Genomic DNA, 16,995 nt, shown 5'->3' on the forward strand with positions numbered 1-16,995 from the left:
GCCCGGAGCGGCGGATCAGCAGGGGCTCACGTACCAGACCCAGCGCCAGTCGGCCTGCGAGTCGTAGCTGAGACCGCCGGGCGAGGTCCAGCGGATGACCTTGGTCTTGTCGTAGAAGTCCGCGTACAGGTCCGAGCGCTGGTTGTTGATCCACGAGCCGGTCGTGTTCCACTCGATGCGGAACAGGTGGTTGCAGGTGAACATGTCGAACTGGTCACCCGTGTAGTTCTCGAACTTGTAGGCGCACACGTACGAGTAGCGGCAGGTGCCCACGGTGTCGCCCGGGACCGCCGTCGCGTCCAGGTCGCGGGCCTTCCGCTCCCCGGGAAGCGTCAGCAGCAGCTCGCCGCCGGGCAGGGCGATCTTGTTGGCGGCGACCTGGGTGCCCCCGGTGCTCGCCAGATAGCCGTCGACCCGCTTCTGGAGGCTCTTCGCCTGCGCACCGGTCAGCCCGGCGGTCCTGGCCTGCGCCGCGAACTCGCCGCCGCCCGCGGCCCCTCCGGCCGTACCCGCCGCCCCCGCCGCGCCGGGTGCGGCCACGAGGGCCGTGAGCGTCATCGCCAGGGCGGCGACGGCCTTCGCCCACCCGCGCGTCCCTAAGATCTTCTGCGCTGCCACTGAGTCACCTCTGCTTCTCGCCCCCGGCGCGGTGCCGGTTCGGACCACCACTGTGGGGCGCGCACGACCTGCCTGTCGTTGGCGAGGGGTGCAGTTTCGCGTCACCGTGGGCGCAAAGCGCCGCTGTTGCGGGCGAGTTGACCGACATCGCGCTGTCCCGGCCGCCCGCTCACGCTTCACGATGGACGGGCGGACGGACGGGTGCACGCGCGGGTGGCAGGAGGGGTGGCGACGGTGGGGGCAGCGGTCTCGACGACCAGCGTCAGCGCGCGCGACGGCTTCGAGTGGTGGGCCGGCATGGTCGGCGACGCCGTCATGCCGGTGTCGATCACCACCCCTGACACGGACCGCTTCCAGGGCTCCGCCACGGCGATCGGCCTGGGCGGCACCGACCTCTCCTGCTTCACCTTCTCCCCGATGTCCGCCCGGCGGGTCGCCGGGCACATCAGGCGCGCGGACCCGGAGCAGTACTTCCTCTTCCTCGTCCACGGCAGCCCCATCGGCATCGAACAGCGCCGCGACAACTCCCTCCTCACCGCGGGCGACATGGCGCTCTTCGACTCCTCGCACCCCCTGAGGTGCGAGTTCCACGACGAGGGGCGGCTCCCGCAGGTCACCCTGCTGCGCCTGTCCCGGGCCGCGCTGCCCCTGCCGCAGAACCGGGCGGACCGCCTCCTCGGCAGGGCGCTACCCGCCCGCACCGGCTCGGGGGCGCTGCTCGCCTCGTACCTGAACGGGCTCCGCGCCGAGGCCGACCGGTGCGCGCCCGCCGAGCTGCGTCGTCTGGGCGGCACGGCTCTCGACCTCGCCGCCACCTTGCTGGCCACCGCGAGTGACAGCCCGGCCGCGCTGCCCGCCGAGACCCGGCAGCAGGTCCTACGCACCCGTGTCCGCGCCTTCATCGACCACAACCTGTCCGATCCGGAGCTGGGCCCGGCGGCCGTCGCCGCCCACCACCACATCTCCGTACGCCTCCTCCACCTGCTCTTCCACGAGGAGCCGGAGACGGTCGGCGCCCTGATCCGGCGCCTCCGCCTCGAACGCAGCAGGGCGGACCTCGCCGACCCGCTTCTCGGGCACTGCGGGATCGGCGAGATCGCGAGCCGCTGGGGCTTCCGGCACCAGGCGGACTTCAGCCGCGCGTTCCGCCGCGCGTACGGCATGGCGCCCAGCGACCACCGCCGCAGAAGCCGCTGACCTCAGGGGTCGGGTGCGCCGAAGGGCCCGGTGCGGACGGTGTCCGGTGCCGGGCCCTTCTTGTGAGCAGAGGTCAGAGCTTTTCGATCACGTAGTCGATGCACGCCGTCAGGGCGCGCACGTCCGCCGGGTCGACCGCCGGGAACATCGCGATGCGCAGCTGGTTGCGGCCCAGCTTGCGGTACGGCTCCGTGTCGACGATGCCGTTCGCGCGCAGCACCTTCGCGACCGCCGCCGCGTCGATCTCGTCCGCGAAGTCGATCGTGCCGATGACCTGCGAGCGCTTCGCCGCGTCCGTGACGAACGGCGTCGCGTACTTGGACTCCTCGGCCCAGCCGTACAGCGCGTCCGAGGACTCCTTCGTACGGGCCACGGCCCAGTCCAGACCGCCCTGGCCGTTGATCCACTTCAGCTGCTCGTTGAGCAGGAAGAGGGTCGAGAGCGCCGGGGTGTTGTACGTCTGGTTCTTGAGCGAGTTGTCGATCGCCGTCGGCAGGGAGAAGAACTCCGGGATGTGACGGCCGGAGTCCTTGATGGTCTGCGCCCGCTCCAGCGCGGCCGGCGAGAACGCCGCCAGCCACAGGCCGCCCTCGGCGGCGAAGGACTTCTGCGGGGCGAAGTAGTAGACGTCCGTCTCGGCGATGTCGACGGGGAGGCCGCCCGCGCCGGAGGTCGCGTCGACCAGGACGAGCGCGCCCGCGTCGGCGCCGGCGACCCGCTTGATCGGGGCGGCGACACCGGTGGAGGTCTCGTTGTGGGTGTACGCGTAGACGTCGACGCCCGCCTCGGCCACCGGCTCCGGGTGGGTGCCCGGGTCGGAGGAGATCACGGTCGGCTCGGCCAGCCACGGGGCCAGCTTGGCGGCCTTCGCGAACTTGGAGGAGAACTCGCCGAAGGTGAGGTGCTGCGACTTGTGCTCGATCAGACCGTGCGTCGCGACGTCCCAGAAGGCGGTGGAGCCGCCGTTGCCCAGGATCACCTCGTAGCCCTCGGGGAGGGAGAAGAGGTCACGGATGCCGGTACGTACCTCGCCGACCAGGTTCTTGACCGGAGCCTGGCGGTGGGAGGTGCCGAGGAGGGAGGTGCCGGTGGCGGCCAGGGCGTCCAGCGCCTCCGTACGCACCTTGGAGGGGCCCGCGCCGAAACGGCCGTCGGCGGGCTTGATGTCAGCGGGAATCTGGATATCAGCCACGAGGCGGAGAGTATCGGGTCGTGAAGGGGCCGGTCGCAGGATGTCCGCCCGATGAGACGAGGACTGAGACATCCTGGGCTTGTGGGAACACACGAGGAACAGGCTCCGGAAGCAGCTCGACTCGCCGCGGATCTGCGGTCCGCCGTCGCCGGGGAGGTCGACTTCTCGACCACCGCGCGCGCCCTGGCGACCATGGACGCCTCCAACTACCGCCGTGTGCCTGTGGGTACGGTCGCGCCGCGCGACGCCGACGACGTGGCGGCGGTCCTGGAGGTGTGCCGGGCGCACGGCACGCCGGTCGTCGCACGCGGCGGCGGCACGTCCATCGGAGGCCAGGCCACCGGCACCGGCGTCGTGCTCGACCTCACACGGCACATGGCCGGACTGGTCTCCCTGGACCCGGAGGAGCGGACTGCCGTCGTACGGCCGGGCCTGGTCCTCGACCGGCTGAGGGACGCGGCGCGGCCGTACGGGCTGACCTTCGGCCCCGACCCGTCCACCCACAGCCGCTGCACCCTCGGCGGCATGATCGGCAACAACGCGTGCGGGGCGCACTCGGTCGCCTGGGGCACCACCGCGGACAACGTGCGCTCGCTGGATGTGGTGACGTACCGGGGCGAGAGGTTGACGTTGGGGCGGGAGGGGCGGGGTGCGCCGCCCGGACTGATGGACCTCGTCGGCCGGAACCTCGCGCTGCTGAGGACCGGATACCCGGAGGGGCTGCCGCGCCGGATCTCCGGGTACGCGCTCGACGCGCTGCTGCCCGAGCGGGGCGCGGACGTGGCCCGCTCGTTCTGCGGCAGCGAGGGCACGCTCGGGGTGATGACGGAGGCGACGGTACGCCTGGTCCCGCTGCCGGCCGATCCGGTGCTGGTGGTGCTGGGGTACGCGGACGAGAGCGCGGCGGCGGACGCGGCCGCGGGCCTGCTGGCGTACGGGCCGCTCACGGTGGAGGGGATGGCGGCGGATCTGGTGAGGGGTGGGGGGTCGGGGTCGGCTCGGGGTGTGGGTGCGGGTGCGGGTTCCGCTCGGGGGGCGGGCTCGGGGTCGGGTCGGGATGGGGTGGAGGGGTTGCCCCGGGGCGGGGCGTGGTTGTTCTGCGAGGTGGACGGGGAAGGTGCGGCCCGGCGGCTCGTCCGGGCGGCCGACGCGCTGGACGCGGCCGTGGTGGGCGAGCCCGCGGGGCAGCGCGCGCTGTGGCGCATCAGGGAGGACGCGGCGGGGACGGCGACGCGGACGCCTGGGGGCACCTCCCGGACGGAGTCCGGGGGAGGGGGCGAGGCCTGGCCGGGGTGGGAGGACTGCGCGGTCCCGCCGGCGCGGCTCGGCGCGTACCTCCGCGAGTTCCGCGCGCTGCTGGCCGATTTCGGCCTCCGGGGAGTCCCGTACGGGCACTTCGGCGACGGATGTGTGCACGTCCGGATCGACTTCGACCTGTGGACGCGGGAGGGGGTACGGGACTTCCGCCGGTTCTCGGAGGCGGTGGCGGACCTGGTGGTCGCCCACGGCGGCTCGCTCTCCGGGGAGCACGGCGACGGGCAGGCGCGCGCCGAACTGCTCCCGAGGATGTACGGGGAGGAGCTGGTCGGTCTGTTCGGCGCGGTGAAGGACGTGTGGGACCCGGACGGGGGCCTCAACCCGGGGATGCTCGTCCGGCCGCGCCGGCTCGACGAGGGCCTGCGGTTCACCGGACTGCCGCTGGTCGGGGTCGGGAGGGAGGCGGCCCGGTGCGTGGGGGTGGCCAAGTGCCGTGTGGAGGGCCCGAGTTCGGGGCCGGAGGTGATGTGTCCCTCGTACCGGGCGACGGGGGAGGAGAAGCACTCGACGCGCGGCCGGGCGAGGCTGCTGCACGAGATGGCACTCGGGGAGGTCGTCACGGACGGCTGGCGCTCGGAGGAGGTGCGGGAGGCGCTGGACCTGTGTCTGTCGTGCAAGGGCTGCCGGAGTGACTGCCCGGTGGGCATCGACATGGCCGCGTACAAGGCGGAGTTCCTGGACCGGCACTATGCGGGGCCGCTCGGGTTCCTGCGCAGGCCGCGCTCCCACTGGACGATGGGCCGGCTGCCGCACTGGCTGAACCTGTTCGGACGGGCGCTGAACCCGGCGCTCGGGCTGCCGTTCGCGGCGCGGTGGGCGGGGCTGACACCGGAACGGACGATGCCGCGCGTGGCGGACAGCACGTTCACGTCCTGGTTCGCGGAACGCGCCTCGTCCCGCCCGCCGGCCCTGACCCTGTGGCCGGACACGTTCACGGACCACTTGTCACCGGAGGTGGGAAGGGCGGCGGTGCGGGTCCTGGAGGCGGCGGGACTGGGGGTCGCGCTGCCGAGGGGGAGGGTGTGCTGCGGGCTGACGTATGTGTCGACGGGGCAGTTGGGGGCGGCGCGGAAGGTGATGGGGCGGATGTTGGACGTGATGGAGGAGGGAGCGGTGGGGGAAGGGGGATTGGCTGCCGGTGCGGGGGGAGGCGTGAGGCCGGTGGTCGTGCTTGAGCCCTCGTGCGCGGCGACGCTGAGGACGGACCTGCCGGAGCTGCTGCCGGACGACCCGCGGGCGGCGCGCCTCGCGGCGTCGGTACGCACGTTCGCGGAGGCGCTGGAGATGCTGGCGCCGGATTGGGAACCGCCGCGCCTGGACCGACCGGTGGCGGGGCAGACCCACTGCCACCAGCACGCGGTACTGGGGGACGGGCCGGACCGCCGGCTGAGGGAACGCGCGGGTCTGAGGGGAGAGCTGTCGGGCGGGTGCTGCGGCCTGGCGGGCAACTTCGGGTTCGAACCGGGCCACTACGAGGTCTCGGTCGCGTGCGCGGAGGACCAACTGCTCCCGGCCCTCAGACAGGCCCCACCGGAGACGGAAGTCCTGGCGGACGGCTTCTCGTGCAGGACACAGATCGGGGAGCTGGCGGGGGAGGGGGCAAGGGAGGGGGCGAAGGGAGCGAAGGGTGCGAAGGGTGCGAAGGGGGTGGCGTCGGGTGCGGCTTCGGGGGCTGTGAAGGGACTCCGGGCGAGGCACTTGGCGGAGGTGTTGGCCGAGGGGCTGGAGCGAGGTTTCTAGGGGACGGCCTCACGTTGCGCTCGCTCGCGCGCTCGCCCCCATCACCTGGGAGACCTGGCCCCGCTGCCCGTCGCGCCCGCCCGCGCCCGGCGCTGCGCCGTCCTCACTTTCCGCTGACGATCTCGTGCGCCATCGCCGCCAGTGCCCCCGTCGCCGGGTGCGGGAACGCGTCGCGCCATGCCAGTACCACCGGCAGCGTCGGGGCGTCGGACAGTGGGCGGTACGCGACGCCCGGGTGCGGGTGCAGCGCCGCCGTCGACGCGGAGGAGACTCCGACGCCCCTGCCCGCCGCGATCGCCGTCAGCCAGTCGTCCGTGTTCGCGACCGTCACCGTGGCCGCCGGGCGCGTCCCCGGTGGCCAGAGGGTGAGCGCCGTCGTGCCCGACACCGTGTTCAGTACGACCGTTCCGTCCGCCAGGTCGTCGAGCGTCAGCCTCGGCCGGTCCGCCAGCGGGCTGTCGGCCGGGACCGCCGCGACGCGTTCCTCCGTCGTGAGTTCCTCGGTCACCAGCCCCGGCGCCTCGACCGGTCCCCTCAGCAGCGCCGCGTCCACCTCTCCCCGCGTCAGGCCCGCCGTGCGGTCGTCGATGCGGAGGAGTTCGAGCGGGGTCTCCGGGTGCTCGCGCTGCCATCGCCGTAGCAGCGGAGTCGTGTACGGGCCGAACGCCGACCACGCGTGCCCCAGCCGCAGCGGCCGGTGCCTGAGCCTCGCCGGGTCCACGGCGTCGTCGAACGCGGCGAGCGCCGCCGCCGCCCGGTCCTGGAAGGCGCGGCCGTCGGCGGTCAGGGCGAGGTGGTGGGTGCTGCGGTCGACGAGCCGGGCGCCCAGGTGCGTTTCGAGCGCGGCGAGCGTGCGGGAGACGGCCGGCTGGGTGAGGTGGAGTCGCACGGCCGCCCTGGTGAGGCTGGATTCCTCGGCGATGGCGAGAAAGCAGCGGAGGTGGCGTAGCTCGATGCTCATGCCTTCCGAGCATAACCGCAGCCCAATCGGCATTTCCGGTGCCGCGCGGGGGCTCGTAGCGTGGGAGGGGAACTTTGGCGACATCCAGCCAGGAGTGCATTATTCTGGACTGAGAGTGCAGTTCAGTGAACGAGTGAGGAGTCGTCGGTGGACAGTCCGGTCAAGGAGGCGACCCTGACCCCGGCCCCCGCCCCGGCGCGCGCCGTGGTCGGCGCGGGGTCGAAAGGCACCCCGGGAGTGGCAGACCCCTCGGGAGCGGCGGGCTCCTCGGGGACGGCGGGCTCCTCGGGAGCGGTCGGCGCCCCCGAGTCGACGGGCTTCGCGGCCCGTAAGGGATCCGGTCACCGGCTCGGGCCCGTCGCGCTCGTCGTCGCCGGCGGGCTCTCCGTGCAGTTCGGCTCCGCCGTCGCCGTCCTTCTGATGCCCCGGGCCGGCGCCCTCGGTGTCGTGACCCTGCGGCTCGTGCTCGCCGCCCTCGTCCTGCTCCTCGTCTGCCGCCCCAAGGTCCGGGGCTACAGCCGGGCCGACTGGGGCACGGTCGTCGCGTTCGGTACGGCCATGGCGGGGATGAACATCCTCTTCTACCAGGCCGCCGACCGCATACCGCTGGGCGCGGCGGTGACCCTGGAGGTCCTCGGCCCGCTGATCCTCTCGGTCGTCGCCTCCCGGCGTCTGGTGAACCTGCTGTGGGCCGGGCTGGCCCTCGGCGGTGTCGTCCTGCTCGGCGGCGGCGGTCTGGACCGGCTGGATCCGGTGGGTGCGGGGTTCGCGCTGGCGGCGGGCGTGATGTGGGCGACGTACATCGTGTTCAGCGCGCGTACGGGCCGGCGCTTCCCGCAGGCGGACGGCCTCGCGCTCGCGATGGCGTTCGGCGCGGTCCTGAGCCTGCCGCTGGGCATCGCGGAGGCGGGCGACAAGCTCCTCGTGCCGTCGACGATCGCCCTGGGCCTGGGGGTCGCGCTGATGTCCTCCGTCCTGCCGTACACCCTCGAACTCCTCGCCCTGCGCCGCCTGCCCGCGCCCACGTTCGCGATCCTGATGAGCCTGGAACCGGCCATCGCGGCGGCGGCCGGCTTCCTCGTCCTCAACCAGGGCCTGTCGCTGACGGACGCCCTGGCCATCGCCCTGGTCATCGCGGCGAGCATGGGCGCGGTCCGCACCCAGGTCCGGGGCAACCGGACACGGGACGTCGCCTCCTAGCCCGTAGGGGATGGGACCTCGCCTCCTAGGGCCTGTCGTCAAATTCCCGTCGTCGCCCGAAGGGCGGCCCCGCGGCGTCTGGTGCGTGCTCTCGGCGTGCCGGGCGGAAGCCCTCGTACTGGACGTACTCGGGCTTTCGCCCGGTGCGGCGAGAGCGCGTGCCAGGCGTCGTGGGGCAGGCGGGAGTTTGACGACAGGCCCTAGGGACCTCCCTGCCGGCCCGTAGGGGGAGGGGAGGGTAGGGGTGCGGGCCCCGCCCCCGGGCCCGTGCACATCCGCCGCCCGGTCCTGGACTCGACGCGGGCGAGGGCACCCGGAGCTGGAAGGTCTACGCGGACCCGGCCGGTCACCCCTTCTGCCTGGTCGGGCACTGACCCGAGCCGTCCGGGAACGCGGCGGTGGCGGGTACCGGCCGTCCGGGCGGGTGCCGGCCGTTCCGCCGGAACCGCGCTGGCCCGATCCTGTTGATCATTGGCTTTCGGGCTGTTTCCGCTGGGTGCGGTCTCCTCGACGATGGGTCTGTCGTCGGAGGTGCGCGTACGTCTACGCGTGCGAGGGAGGGAGGCCGTCGTGGCCCTGGAGATGCGTGACCGGTGCGAGAGGTGCGGGACCGCCGCCCTGGCGGCCGACGGGGACGCCCGGATCTGCTCGTACGAGTGCAGCTTCTGCGTGCCCTGTGCCGACGCCATGAGCGATGTCTGCCCCAACTGTGGGGGCGAACTCGTGCCCCGGCCCCGCCGGACCGCCGGGTAGGCGCGATCGGCCGTCGTGTCATCGCTGCTGGTCGGCCGGGTGGTGGGTCCGGTCGTCCATCAGCGTCACTGATGACAGTTGATACCTTCGCGAAGGTTTTTATTTCATGGGTCCATGACCGCATCCACCAGCTCCACTCCGGAGCCGGCTCCTCTGCCGGCTCGCCCCGGGGCCTACCCGGACGGCAGGACCACCCCCCTCGCTGACGCCGTGCTCGCAGTCGCCCGACGTGACATCGCCACGTTCCACGCGCTGCCGCTCTCGCACGGCCGGTCTATCCGCGACTCCCACATGCGGGAGACCTACGAGGCGCTCTTCGGCGCCGCGCAGCTCGCGGCCGACGTGTCCTACAGCGGCACGATGCTCGACTCCTTCTTCCGGCCCCGAGGCCCGCTCCGGGAGGCCCAGCGCCTCGCCGCCCGCAGCTTCGGTGCCGACGCCACCTTCTTCCTGTCGGCCGGCACCAGCACCGCCAACCGGGTCGCGCTCACCGCGCTGACCCAGCCCGGCTCCCGGGTCCTCGCGGACCGCTCCTGCCACCAGTCGGTGCACTTCGCCCTCAACTCGCTCGGCGTCCAGGTCGCGTACGCACCCATGCAGCGCTGCTGCGACGACTGCCCGCGGACGTACGCCGACCTGCCCCGGCTCCTCGAGATGTTCCGCGCCGCCGCCGTCGAGGGCCGGCCCTACGACACCGTCGTCCTCTCCGCCGTCTCCTACGACGGCGTCCGGTACGACCTGCCGACCGTCCTCGCCGAACTCGCCGCCGTCCACCCCACCGTCTCCGTCCTCGTCGACGAGGCCTGGGGCGCGGCCCACCGCTTCCACCCCCGGCTGCGCCCGCTCACCGCGCTGCACGCCGTCGAGGCGCTGCGCGCCGCCGACCCCCGCCTCGCCATGACCGTCGCCGTCACCCACTCCGCGCACAAGTCGATGTCCGCGCTCCGGCAGGGCTCCTACCTGCACCTCATCGGCGACGGCGAGGCCCGCGAACGCACCGCGCAGGCCCTCTTCCAGCACCACACCACCTCGCCCAGCTGGCCCGTCCTCGCGAGCCTGGACCTGGCCCGGCTCCAGGCCGAGACGGAGGGCGAGGCGCTCCTCGGCCGTTCCCTCGGCCTCGCCCGCACCCTGCGCGTCGAACTCGCCACGGATCCGCGCCTCTCCGCGTACCGGCCGCTCGGGCCCGACGGGCACCTGGTCGACCCGGCGCAGCTCGTCAGCGACGACCCCACCCGGGTCCTCGTCGACATCAGCGCCCTCGGCATCACGGCGGCGGACTTCCGGCGGATGCTCTTCGACGAGTACGCGCTGTACGTCGCCCGCGAGAGCGGCGACGCCGTCCTCTTCCACATCCACATCGGTGTGGACGAGGCGACGCTGCTACGGCTCCTCGAAGCCCTCCGCACCATCCAGCGCACCTACCGCAGCGCCTCGGCGGCCCTGGCCGCGGGCACCTCCGAGCACTTCATCATCGCCTACCCGCCCGGCATCCCCATCACCGTGCCCGGCGAGAAGCTCTGCGAGCGGACGCTCAGTCAGATCGACTCCCTGCGGTCCAGCGGCTGCGAGATCTACACGCTGCGGAACCCGACCGTCTCGGCGGGCGAACTGGCCGCGCAGGCGGCGGCGACGGGGGCCCTGCCGTCCGTGCCGTCGATCCCGTCCCTCCCCTCCCTGCCGTCCGTACCGGCCGTTCCTTCCGTACCGGCCGTTCCTTCCGCGCCTCCCGCGCCGGTCTCCGCTCGCCTCGCCGGTGCTGCCACCGCCGTATCCGCCGCATCGACCACCGCGGCCACGGTGTCGGCGGCGGCGAACGCCACGGTCGGCGCCACCCGCTGAGATCCGGGACCCCGCACCCGAGCCCCGCACCCGAGCCCCGCACCCGAGCCCCGCACCCGAGCCCCCAGACCCGAGACCTGAGCCCCCAGACCCGAGACCTGAGCCCCGAGTCCCGAGTCCCGAGTCCCGAGTCCCGAGCCCCCATCCGTACTGCTCCGCCCGCTCCGACCGTCCCGCCCGACCTCCAGGGAGACACCTCCATGATCAAGATCGCGGACATCCGTAAGCACGCCGCCCGCTGGCCCCAGCGCGTCGCCGTCGTCGACGGCGAGACCCGTATGACCTGGGCGAGTTTCTCCGACAAGGTCAGCCGCGTGGCCTGCGCCATTCAGGATCTGCTGCCCGAGACCCGGCCCGCCCGTGCCGTCTTCCTCGCCGAGAACAGCTGGGAGCTGGTGGTCGCCATGGCCGCCGTCAGCTCGCTCGGCATCCCCTGCGTCGGCCTCGACTACACCGCCGGGCCCGTCGCGACCACCGCGGCGCTCGACCAGCTGGAGCCGACCGTCGTCATCACCTCGAAGGCCCACCGCGGCCTCGTCGAGGAGTGCGGCTGGCCGAACGGCAGAGACATACTCGACATATTCATCGACAGTGAGCCCGTGGGCCTGCCCGACGGCCACACCGTCTCCGTCAGCTTCACCGACCTCCTCGTGTCGGCGCCCGGCGACCCGCAGCCCGTCGAGCAGCCCTTCGAGGCCTTCTCCTTCACCTCCGGCACCAGCGGCGTGCCCAAGATGGTCGTCCGCCGGACCTCCTTCGAGGCCCGCCGGTTCGCCGATCTCGTCGACCAGTACGCCTTCGACGAGGAGGACGTGCACCTGGTGACCGTCCCGCTCTACCACGCCTCCGGGCCCGGCTGGGCGCGCATCTTCCTCACCCTGGGCGGCACTGTCGTCCTCGGCCCGCACGACGACGCCGAGGAGCTCATCCGGATCATCCAGGACGAGGGCGTGTCCACCACCCTCATGGTCCCGCCGGTCCTCGCCCGGGTCGTCGCCCACCCGAACTCCGAGCACCTGCACAAGACGTCCCGTCTGCACTTCGTGCTCTCCGGCGGCCGGCACCTCAACCGCTGGGTCATCAACAACGCCTGGGACCGCCTCGGCCCCGTCCTGCACCTCTACTACGGGACCACCGAGACCGGCGTGAACGTCATGATCGGCCCCGAGGAGCTGCACGTGGCGCCCTGCCGCTCCGGCCGCCCCATGCCCGGCAACACCGTCGTCGTCCTCGACGCCGACAACAAGCCGCTCCCGAAGGGCAGTCGGGGCCGGGTCGCCATCGCCAGCTACCAGCTCATGGACAGTTACGCGACCAGCGAGCCCGACTTCATGACCCTCGACTACGGCGGGCGCACCCAGCGCTTCCTGCTGACCGGTGACAGCGGCCTCGTCGACGAGGCCGGCCGGCTCGAACTCACCGGCCGCAACGACGGCGTGGCCAAGGCGGAGGCGGGCAAGCCGCTCGACGTCAACATCTTCGGCCTCGAAGCCGACCTGATGGACCTGCCCTGCGTCCGGGAGACCGCCGTGCTGCGGACGAACCTTCCCGGGGCGGGCGAGGTGCTCGTCGTCCCCTTCACGCCGGTGGCGCCCGAGCGCCAGGAGAGCGGATACCGGGCGGTCAGCGCCGCCTGCGCCCGTCGAGTGCCCTGCCTCCCGGCGTACGTGGTGCCCGTCGAGGCCATCCCGTACAGCCCGACCGGCAAGGTCCGGGCGGCCCAGCTCCTGGAGTCGGTGCTCCACCTCCTCGACGTCCGGCCGGCGGAGACCCGCGAGCCGGAGCCGGCCGGGGTCTGACCTCGACCGCCCACACGCGAGAACGCACCCGTGCGGCCGGGTCCCGGAGCCCGTACCCCCTCCTCCGGACCCGGGGCCCGGCCGCCCTCCTCCCCGTCCGTCACCCCTCTCCCTCCCCGCAGACCCTCAACTCCCGGCCCGCTCAGGCCCGACAGGAAGACTCATGAACAGTCAGAACACGTACACGCGAGGCGTCCTTCTCTGCCTCCTGGCCACGGTGTCCTGGGGCGCGATGTTCCCCCTGATGGACTCCACCCTCCAGCACATCGACCCCTTCACCTTCACCGTCATGCGGTACACCATCGCCGGCGCGATGTTCCTGGTCTTCCTGCGGATGCGGGAGGGACGCGAGGGGCTGCGCCTGAAGGGCGAACGCATCGGTCTGGCCTGGCTGTTCGGTACGGCCGGCTTCGCGGGCTTCCAGTTCCTGGTCTTCTTCGGCCAGGACCTCATCGGCGAGCGGGGCGCCCTCAACGCCTCGATCATGATGGCGACCATGCCCATGATGGGCTTCCTGGTGAACTGGGTGCTGAAGAAGGTCGTTCCGCCGAAGTTCTCGCTCCTCTTCATCGCGATGTCCTTCGTCGGCACCATCCTCGTCGTCTCGAACGGTGACATCGGCTCGCTGATCGCCTCCCCGAAGACGGCCGGCGCCGACGCCCTGCTGCTCTTCGCCGCGCTGTGCTGGGTCGTCTACACCTCGGGCGCCAGCTACTTCCCGACCTGGTCCCCGATCAAGTACACGGCGATCACCACGGCCCTCGGTCTCGCCAGCGCCACCGTGATCACGGCGGTCATCCTGGCCGCCGGCGGCGTGCCGGTCCCGACGGCGGGCGCGGTCGGCTCGATCCTTCCCCAGCTGGCGTACATGAGCGTCATCGCCGGGTTCGTGGGTGTGCTCGGCTGGAACTTCGGCAACCGCTACCTCGGCCCGCTCAACGGCGTCCTCTTCATGGACGTGGTGCCGATCACGGCCTTCGTGATCTCCGCCCTGACGGGCGTCGTCCCGGCGGGCATGCAGATCGTCGGTGCCGCGCTCACGGCGGCGGCGCTGGTCTTCAACAACCTGTACCTGCGCCGCATCGCGGCGAAGGCAGCCCCGGCCGCGGCCCCGGCCCCCGTCGCTTCGAGTGCCACGACGTCCGCCGCGGCCTCCGGTGCGTCCGCCGGTACGGCTTCCGGTTCCGGTTCTGCTTCCGCTTCCGCTCCGGCGCCCGTCGGATCGGGCAGCAGGTCCTGATCGCGTACGGAGCGGCCGTCGGCCGCTGAACGCATACGGCGTGGCCTCCCACATCTCGTGGGGGGCCACGCCGTTTCCGGTCTCTCACGGCAGGCGCGCGCGGCTGGTCAGCCGCGCATCCCGTCGAGGAGTACGGTGCGCAGCTCCGCGTACCGCTCGGGAAGGTCCTTGCGCCGGGTCAGGACGTCGGAGATGTGCTGCATGCCGAAGAAGGCGGAGACCAGGACGCGGGCGGCGGCGCGAGGTTCCACTCCGGCGCGCAGTTGTCCGACGTCCTGGGCCTCGGCGATCAGCCGGCTGAGGTAGTCCTCCCAGCCGACGTACGGCTCGGGCAGCTCGGCGTCGATGAGCGCCCGTTCGATCTGGAGCCGGGCGCCCGCCTGGACGACGATGTCCCGCGCGAACGCCCTGGTGACGGTGTCCAGGACGGCCGCGAGCCGGTCGAAGGGCTCCTGGTGGTCGCCCTCGGCGCCGTTGAGGATCCCGGGCCAGCGGGCGTAGTGCTCCTGGACGACCGCGACGGCGAGGGCCTCCTTGTTCGTGTAGTGGAAATACACCGCCCCCTTGGTCATCTCGGCCCGTTCGGCCACGTCCTGGAGCGTCACGGTCGCGTAGCCGCGCTCCGAGAACAGCTCGGCCGCCGACTGGAGGATGTGCACCTTCGTGCGCCGGGCGCGTTCCTGCTTCGGTTCGCTTCGGGGTGTCGCCATGCCTGTCCGCCTCTCTCGTGCCTATGCCTTGCAATATACATTCTCGAAGGTATATTTCTTGCTGCCGAGGGACCGCCGAGGTCCCCCGTCGCCACGATGATTCACCTTGAGGGGGAAAAGGATGTCCATCGGTGTGCTGCAGACCGTATTGCCTCTTGAACCGCTTGAGCCCCTGGAGTCACTGGAGTCCCTGATACGGGAGGCCAAGGACGGGCTCAGCTTCGACCGGACCGTGTCCCGGCGGCTCGTGCACCGCGCCTCGGTGACGGAGGTCTTCCTCACCGACGCGGTCGTGGCCGGCGCGGACCGCTTCCTGGTCGGCGCCCAACTGCCCCGCAACCACGCGCTGTACCGCCCGGAGAAGACCGGGCAGGCCGACTTCATGCTGCTCGTCGAGGCCGTACGACAGGCCGGGATCTTCCTGAGCCACCGCTACCACGACGTGCCGCTCGGCCACCACTTCATCTTCAAGGCGCTGTCGCTCCGCATCAGCGACCCGGCCGCCCTCCGGGTCGGCAGCGGGCCGCTCCCGGTCGTCGTCGACGTGAGGGTCGTGACACCCGCCGGAGGGCGCAACCCGCGCCGCTTCGACGCCCGCTTCGACATGGTGATCGAGGTCGGGGGCCGCGAGTGCGCCCGCGCCTCCGCCGGCGTGACCGTGATCGACGGGGTGCGGTACGGGCGGCTGCGGCAGCGGGGGCGTACGGCGCAGCCCGCGGGACCCGTCGCGGGTGCCGTCGCCGCCGGGGACTCCGCGGAGAGCCGGGGCGTGCTCCTGTCCGTACCGGGTGCCCCGGGCACGTGGCGGCTGCGCGTCGACCCGACGCACCCCGGGTACTTCGAGCACCCCTCGGACCACGTACCCGGGATGCTGCTCCTGGAGGCCTTCCGCCAGGCGGCGCTGCTGACGGGGCGGGCCGGGGGAGCGGGCGCGGGAGCTCGGGCGGGAGCCGGGGGAGCGGTGGCGCTCGCCTCGCTCGACGCCGAGTTCGCCGTCTTCGGCGAGCTGGCCGAGACCGTGACCGTCGAGGCGACGGCGACCCCCGACGGCCGGGTGCGGCTTTCCGCCACCCAGGGGAGCCGCGTCCTCGCGACGGCCGTGGCCCGCCGCGCCGCGTGAACGTACGAGAACAAGGCCAAGGCAAGAACGGACGAGCGTAGAAAGGTACGGAGATGGAACTCCAGCACTTACGGGCCTTCCGCGAAGTGGCCCGCGAGCTCAGCTTCACCCGCGCCGCCCACAACCTGCACTACTCCCAGCCCGCGGTGACCGCGCAGATCAAGGGCCTGGAGGAGGACATGGGGGCGTCGCTCTTCCAACGGCGGGGCAACCGCTCCGTGGAACTCACACCGGCGGGAGCGCGTCTGCGGCCCCTGGCGGAACGCATCCTCGAACTCGTCGAGACGGCGCAGCACGAGATCGCCGAGCCGCAGCAGGTCCAGGAGCGCCGGGTCGTTCCGATGGGCGGCGGCAGGGCCTTCGGTGCGGGTGCGGGTTCCGGTGTCGGTGCGGGTGCCGGTTCCGGCAGGCGGTTCCTCAAGGGGCAGTTCGGGGACGCGCGTCTCGGGGACTCCCGTCTCGGGGACTCCCGTGTCGCGGACAGAGGGAGAAGAGCATGAGCATCGCTCCCGCCCGGGCCGCGTTCTTCGACGTGGACGAGACCCTGATCACCTGCAAGAGCATGGCCTGTGTCCTCGCCCGTTTCTCCGGACGCGGGGAGGTCGCCGCCCGCACGCTCGCCGCGGCGCCCGCCTCGCTCCAGCGGCAGATCCGCGAGGGGGTGCCCCGGGAGCAGGTGAACCGTTCCTTCTTCCGCTTCCTCGCCGGCAGCCACCTCGACGACCTGGAGGCCTGCGGCCAGGAGTGGTACGAGAAGGCCCGCGCCGGCGGTCTGATCCACACGCCCGTGTACGAGGCGCTGCGCCGCCACGCCGACGCCGGCGACCTGGTCGTCCTCGTCTCCGGGGCCTTCGCCGCCTGTCTCGACCCGCTGGCCCGGGAGATCGGCGCCGACCTGGTGGTCTGCACCGTGCCCGAGGTGACCTCGGAGGGCCGGCTCACCGGGGAACTGATCGGCGCGCCGATGATCGGCGAGGCCAAGGCCGAGGCGGCCCACCGGATCATGACGGCCTTCGGCCTCGCACCCGAGGACTGTTCCGCGTACGCGGACGACGAGAGCGATCTGCCGCTGCTGCGGGCCGTCGGCCATCCGGTCCTGGTCGGCGACGGGCCGGTGTCCGCGCCACGCGCGGAGACGGCCAGCTGGTCCTGGCTGCCGGGCCCCGCGCCGCTGCCCGGCCCCATGACCGCGCGGACCCCCGCCCCACCGGCCCGCGCACTGACACCGCAGGCGGCCTGAGGCTCCGTAGTGGACGCGGCCGAACGCCGCGGGAACCACTACCGGCGGCCCGCCGCCCCGGCGCCC

14 protein-coding genes and 1 pseudogene are annotated in these 16,995 nt (G+C 72.6%); 11 read left to right on the forward strand and 4 right to left on the reverse strand.

Features of this window, described 5'->3' with window-relative positions; all coding sequences use genetic code 11:
- Window positions 1-15 precede the first annotated feature (15 nt).
- Window positions 16-618 carry a hypothetical protein gene (locus V4Y03_RS19470; protein WP_332435746.1) on the reverse strand — a complete coding sequence of 201 codons (603 nt, stop codon included), beginning with the start codon at window positions 616-618 and terminating at the stop codon, window positions 16-18.
- Window positions 619-843: 225 nt separating this feature from the next.
- Between V4Y03_RS19470 and V4Y03_RS19475 the strand changes: the two genes are divergently transcribed.
- Window positions 844-1,815, forward strand: coding sequence for a helix-turn-helix domain-containing protein (locus V4Y03_RS19475; protein ID WP_332435747.1), 972 nt, complete (start codon window positions 844-846; stop codon window positions 1,813-1,815).
- Window positions 1,816-1,888: 73 nt separating this feature from the next.
- Here V4Y03_RS19475 and serC read toward each other — a convergent pair whose 3' ends face one another.
- The gene (serC, locus tag V4Y03_RS19480; protein ID WP_332435748.1) at window positions 1,889-3,007 is read right to left on the reverse strand and encodes a phosphoserine transaminase; all 1,119 of its coding nucleotides are present in this window, start codon (window positions 3,005-3,007) and stop codon (window positions 1,889-1,891) included.
- 51 nt (window positions 3,008-3,058) lie between these two features.
- On the opposite strand from serC, the gene V4Y03_RS19485 reads away from it, so the two are divergent.
- Entirely contained in the window at window positions 3,059-6,064 is a 3,006-nt protein-coding gene (locus tag V4Y03_RS19485) for an FAD-binding and (Fe-S)-binding domain-containing protein (protein ID WP_332435749.1), read from the forward strand.
- A gap of 103 nt (window positions 6,065-6,167) precedes the next feature.
- Here the strand turns inward: V4Y03_RS19485 and V4Y03_RS19490 are convergent, their stop codons facing one another.
- Window positions 6,168-7,025, reverse strand: a complete 858-nt coding sequence (locus tag V4Y03_RS19490) for a LysR family transcriptional regulator (protein WP_317876347.1) — start codon at window positions 7,023-7,025, stop codon at window positions 6,168-6,170.
- Window positions 7,026-7,262: 237 nt separating this feature from the next.
- Here V4Y03_RS19490 and V4Y03_RS19495 point away from each other — a divergent pair, with 237 nt between their 5' ends.
- The 6 genes and pseudogenes from V4Y03_RS19495 to V4Y03_RS19520 all read left to right on the forward strand — a co-directional run bounded on the left by V4Y03_RS19495 (window position 7,263) and on the right by V4Y03_RS19520 (window position 13,859).
- Window positions 7,263-8,225: an EamA family transporter gene (locus V4Y03_RS19495; protein WP_332437231.1), complete on the forward strand. Its 963-nt coding sequence runs from the start codon at window positions 7,263-7,265 to the stop codon at window positions 8,223-8,225.
- 293 nt (window positions 8,226-8,518) lie between these two features.
- A pseudogene (locus tag V4Y03_RS19500) lies at window positions 8,519-8,599 on the forward strand (VOC family protein); the annotation flags it as partial.
- A 196-nt stretch (window positions 8,600-8,795) separates the two neighbouring features.
- The gene (locus tag V4Y03_RS19505) at window positions 8,796-8,978 is read left to right on the forward strand and encodes a DUF1272 domain-containing protein (RefSeq protein ID WP_332435750.1); all 183 of its coding nucleotides are present in this window, start codon (window positions 8,796-8,798) and stop codon (window positions 8,976-8,978) included.
- Between the two features lie 114 nt (window positions 8,979-9,092).
- Window positions 9,093-10,820, forward strand: coding sequence for an arginine decarboxylase (locus V4Y03_RS19510; protein ID WP_332435751.1), 1,728 nt, complete (start codon window positions 9,093-9,095; stop codon window positions 10,818-10,820).
- A 200-nt stretch (window positions 10,821-11,020) separates the two neighbouring features.
- Window positions 11,021-12,619 carry a class I adenylate-forming enzyme family protein gene (locus tag V4Y03_RS19515; RefSeq protein ID WP_317876344.1) on the forward strand — a complete coding sequence of 533 codons (1,599 nt, stop codon included), beginning with the start codon at window positions 11,021-11,023 and terminating at the stop codon, window positions 12,617-12,619.
- A gap of 163 nt (window positions 12,620-12,782) precedes the next feature.
- Window positions 12,783-13,859: a DMT family transporter gene (locus V4Y03_RS19520; protein ID WP_332435752.1), complete on the forward strand. Its 1,077-nt coding sequence runs from the start codon at window positions 12,783-12,785 to the stop codon at window positions 13,857-13,859.
- 107 nt (window positions 13,860-13,966) lie between these two features.
- Here the strand turns inward: V4Y03_RS19520 and V4Y03_RS19525 are convergent, their stop codons facing one another.
- Window positions 13,967-14,569, reverse strand: coding sequence for a ScbR family autoregulator-binding transcription factor (locus V4Y03_RS19525; RefSeq protein WP_317876342.1), 603 nt, complete (start codon window positions 14,567-14,569; stop codon window positions 13,967-13,969).
- A 133-nt stretch (window positions 14,570-14,702) separates the two neighbouring features.
- On the opposite strand from V4Y03_RS19525, the gene V4Y03_RS19530 reads away from it, so the two are divergent.
- From V4Y03_RS19530 to V4Y03_RS19540, 3 genes are read left to right on the forward strand one after another with little or no spacing between them, the layout of a single operon-like run.
- On the forward strand, window positions 14,703-15,689 hold the full coding sequence (locus tag V4Y03_RS19530; RefSeq protein ID WP_332435753.1) for a ScbA/BarX family gamma-butyrolactone biosynthesis protein: 987 nt from the start codon (window positions 14,703-14,705) through the stop codon (window positions 15,687-15,689).
- A gap of 53 nt (window positions 15,690-15,742) precedes the next feature.
- Window positions 15,743-16,189, forward strand: coding sequence for a LysR family transcriptional regulator (locus V4Y03_RS19535; RefSeq protein ID WP_332435754.1), 447 nt, complete (start codon window positions 15,743-15,745; stop codon window positions 16,187-16,189).
- Window positions 16,186-16,929: an HAD family hydrolase gene (locus V4Y03_RS19540; protein WP_332435755.1), complete on the forward strand. Its 744-nt coding sequence runs from the start codon at window positions 16,186-16,188 to the stop codon at window positions 16,927-16,929. Before V4Y03_RS19535 ends, V4Y03_RS19540 begins: the two co-directional genes overlap by 4 nt.
- Window positions 16,930-16,995: the final 66 nt, after the last annotated feature.

This window comes from Streptomyces sp. P9-A4 (assembly GCF_036634195.1).
GTDB lineage: Bacteria > Actinomycetota > Actinomycetes > Streptomycetales > Streptomycetaceae > Streptomyces.

Excerpts from the sequence above, each read along its gene's own strand:
- V4Y03_RS19510 (WP_332435751.1), top strand. The coding sequence starts at position 9,093 with ATGACCGCATCCACCAGCTCCACTCCGGAGCCGGCTCCTCTGCCGGCT.
- V4Y03_RS19485 (WP_332435749.1), top strand. The coding sequence starts at position 3,059 with ATGAGACGAGGACTGAGACATCCTGGGCTTGTGGGAACACACGAGGAA.
- V4Y03_RS19520 (WP_332435752.1), top strand. The coding sequence starts at position 12,783 with ATGAACAGTCAGAACACGTACACGCGAGGCGTCCTTCTCTGCCTCCTG.
- V4Y03_RS19540 (WP_332435755.1), top strand. The coding sequence starts at position 16,186 with ATGAGCATCGCTCCCGCCCGGGCCGCGTTCTTCGACGTGGACGAGACC.
- V4Y03_RS19515 (WP_317876344.1), top strand. The coding sequence starts at position 11,021 with ATGATCAAGATCGCGGACATCCGTAAGCACGCCGCCCGCTGGCCCCAG.
- V4Y03_RS19490 (WP_317876347.1), bottom strand. The coding sequence starts at position 7,025 with ATGAGCATCGAGCTACGCCACCTCCGCTGCTTTCTCGCCATCGCCGAG.
- V4Y03_RS19535 (WP_332435754.1), top strand. The coding sequence starts at position 15,743 with ATGGAACTCCAGCACTTACGGGCCTTCCGCGAAGTGGCCCGCGAGCTC.
- V4Y03_RS19525 (WP_317876342.1), bottom strand. The coding sequence starts at position 14,569 with ATGGCGACACCCCGAAGCGAACCGAAGCAGGAACGCGCCCGGCGCACG.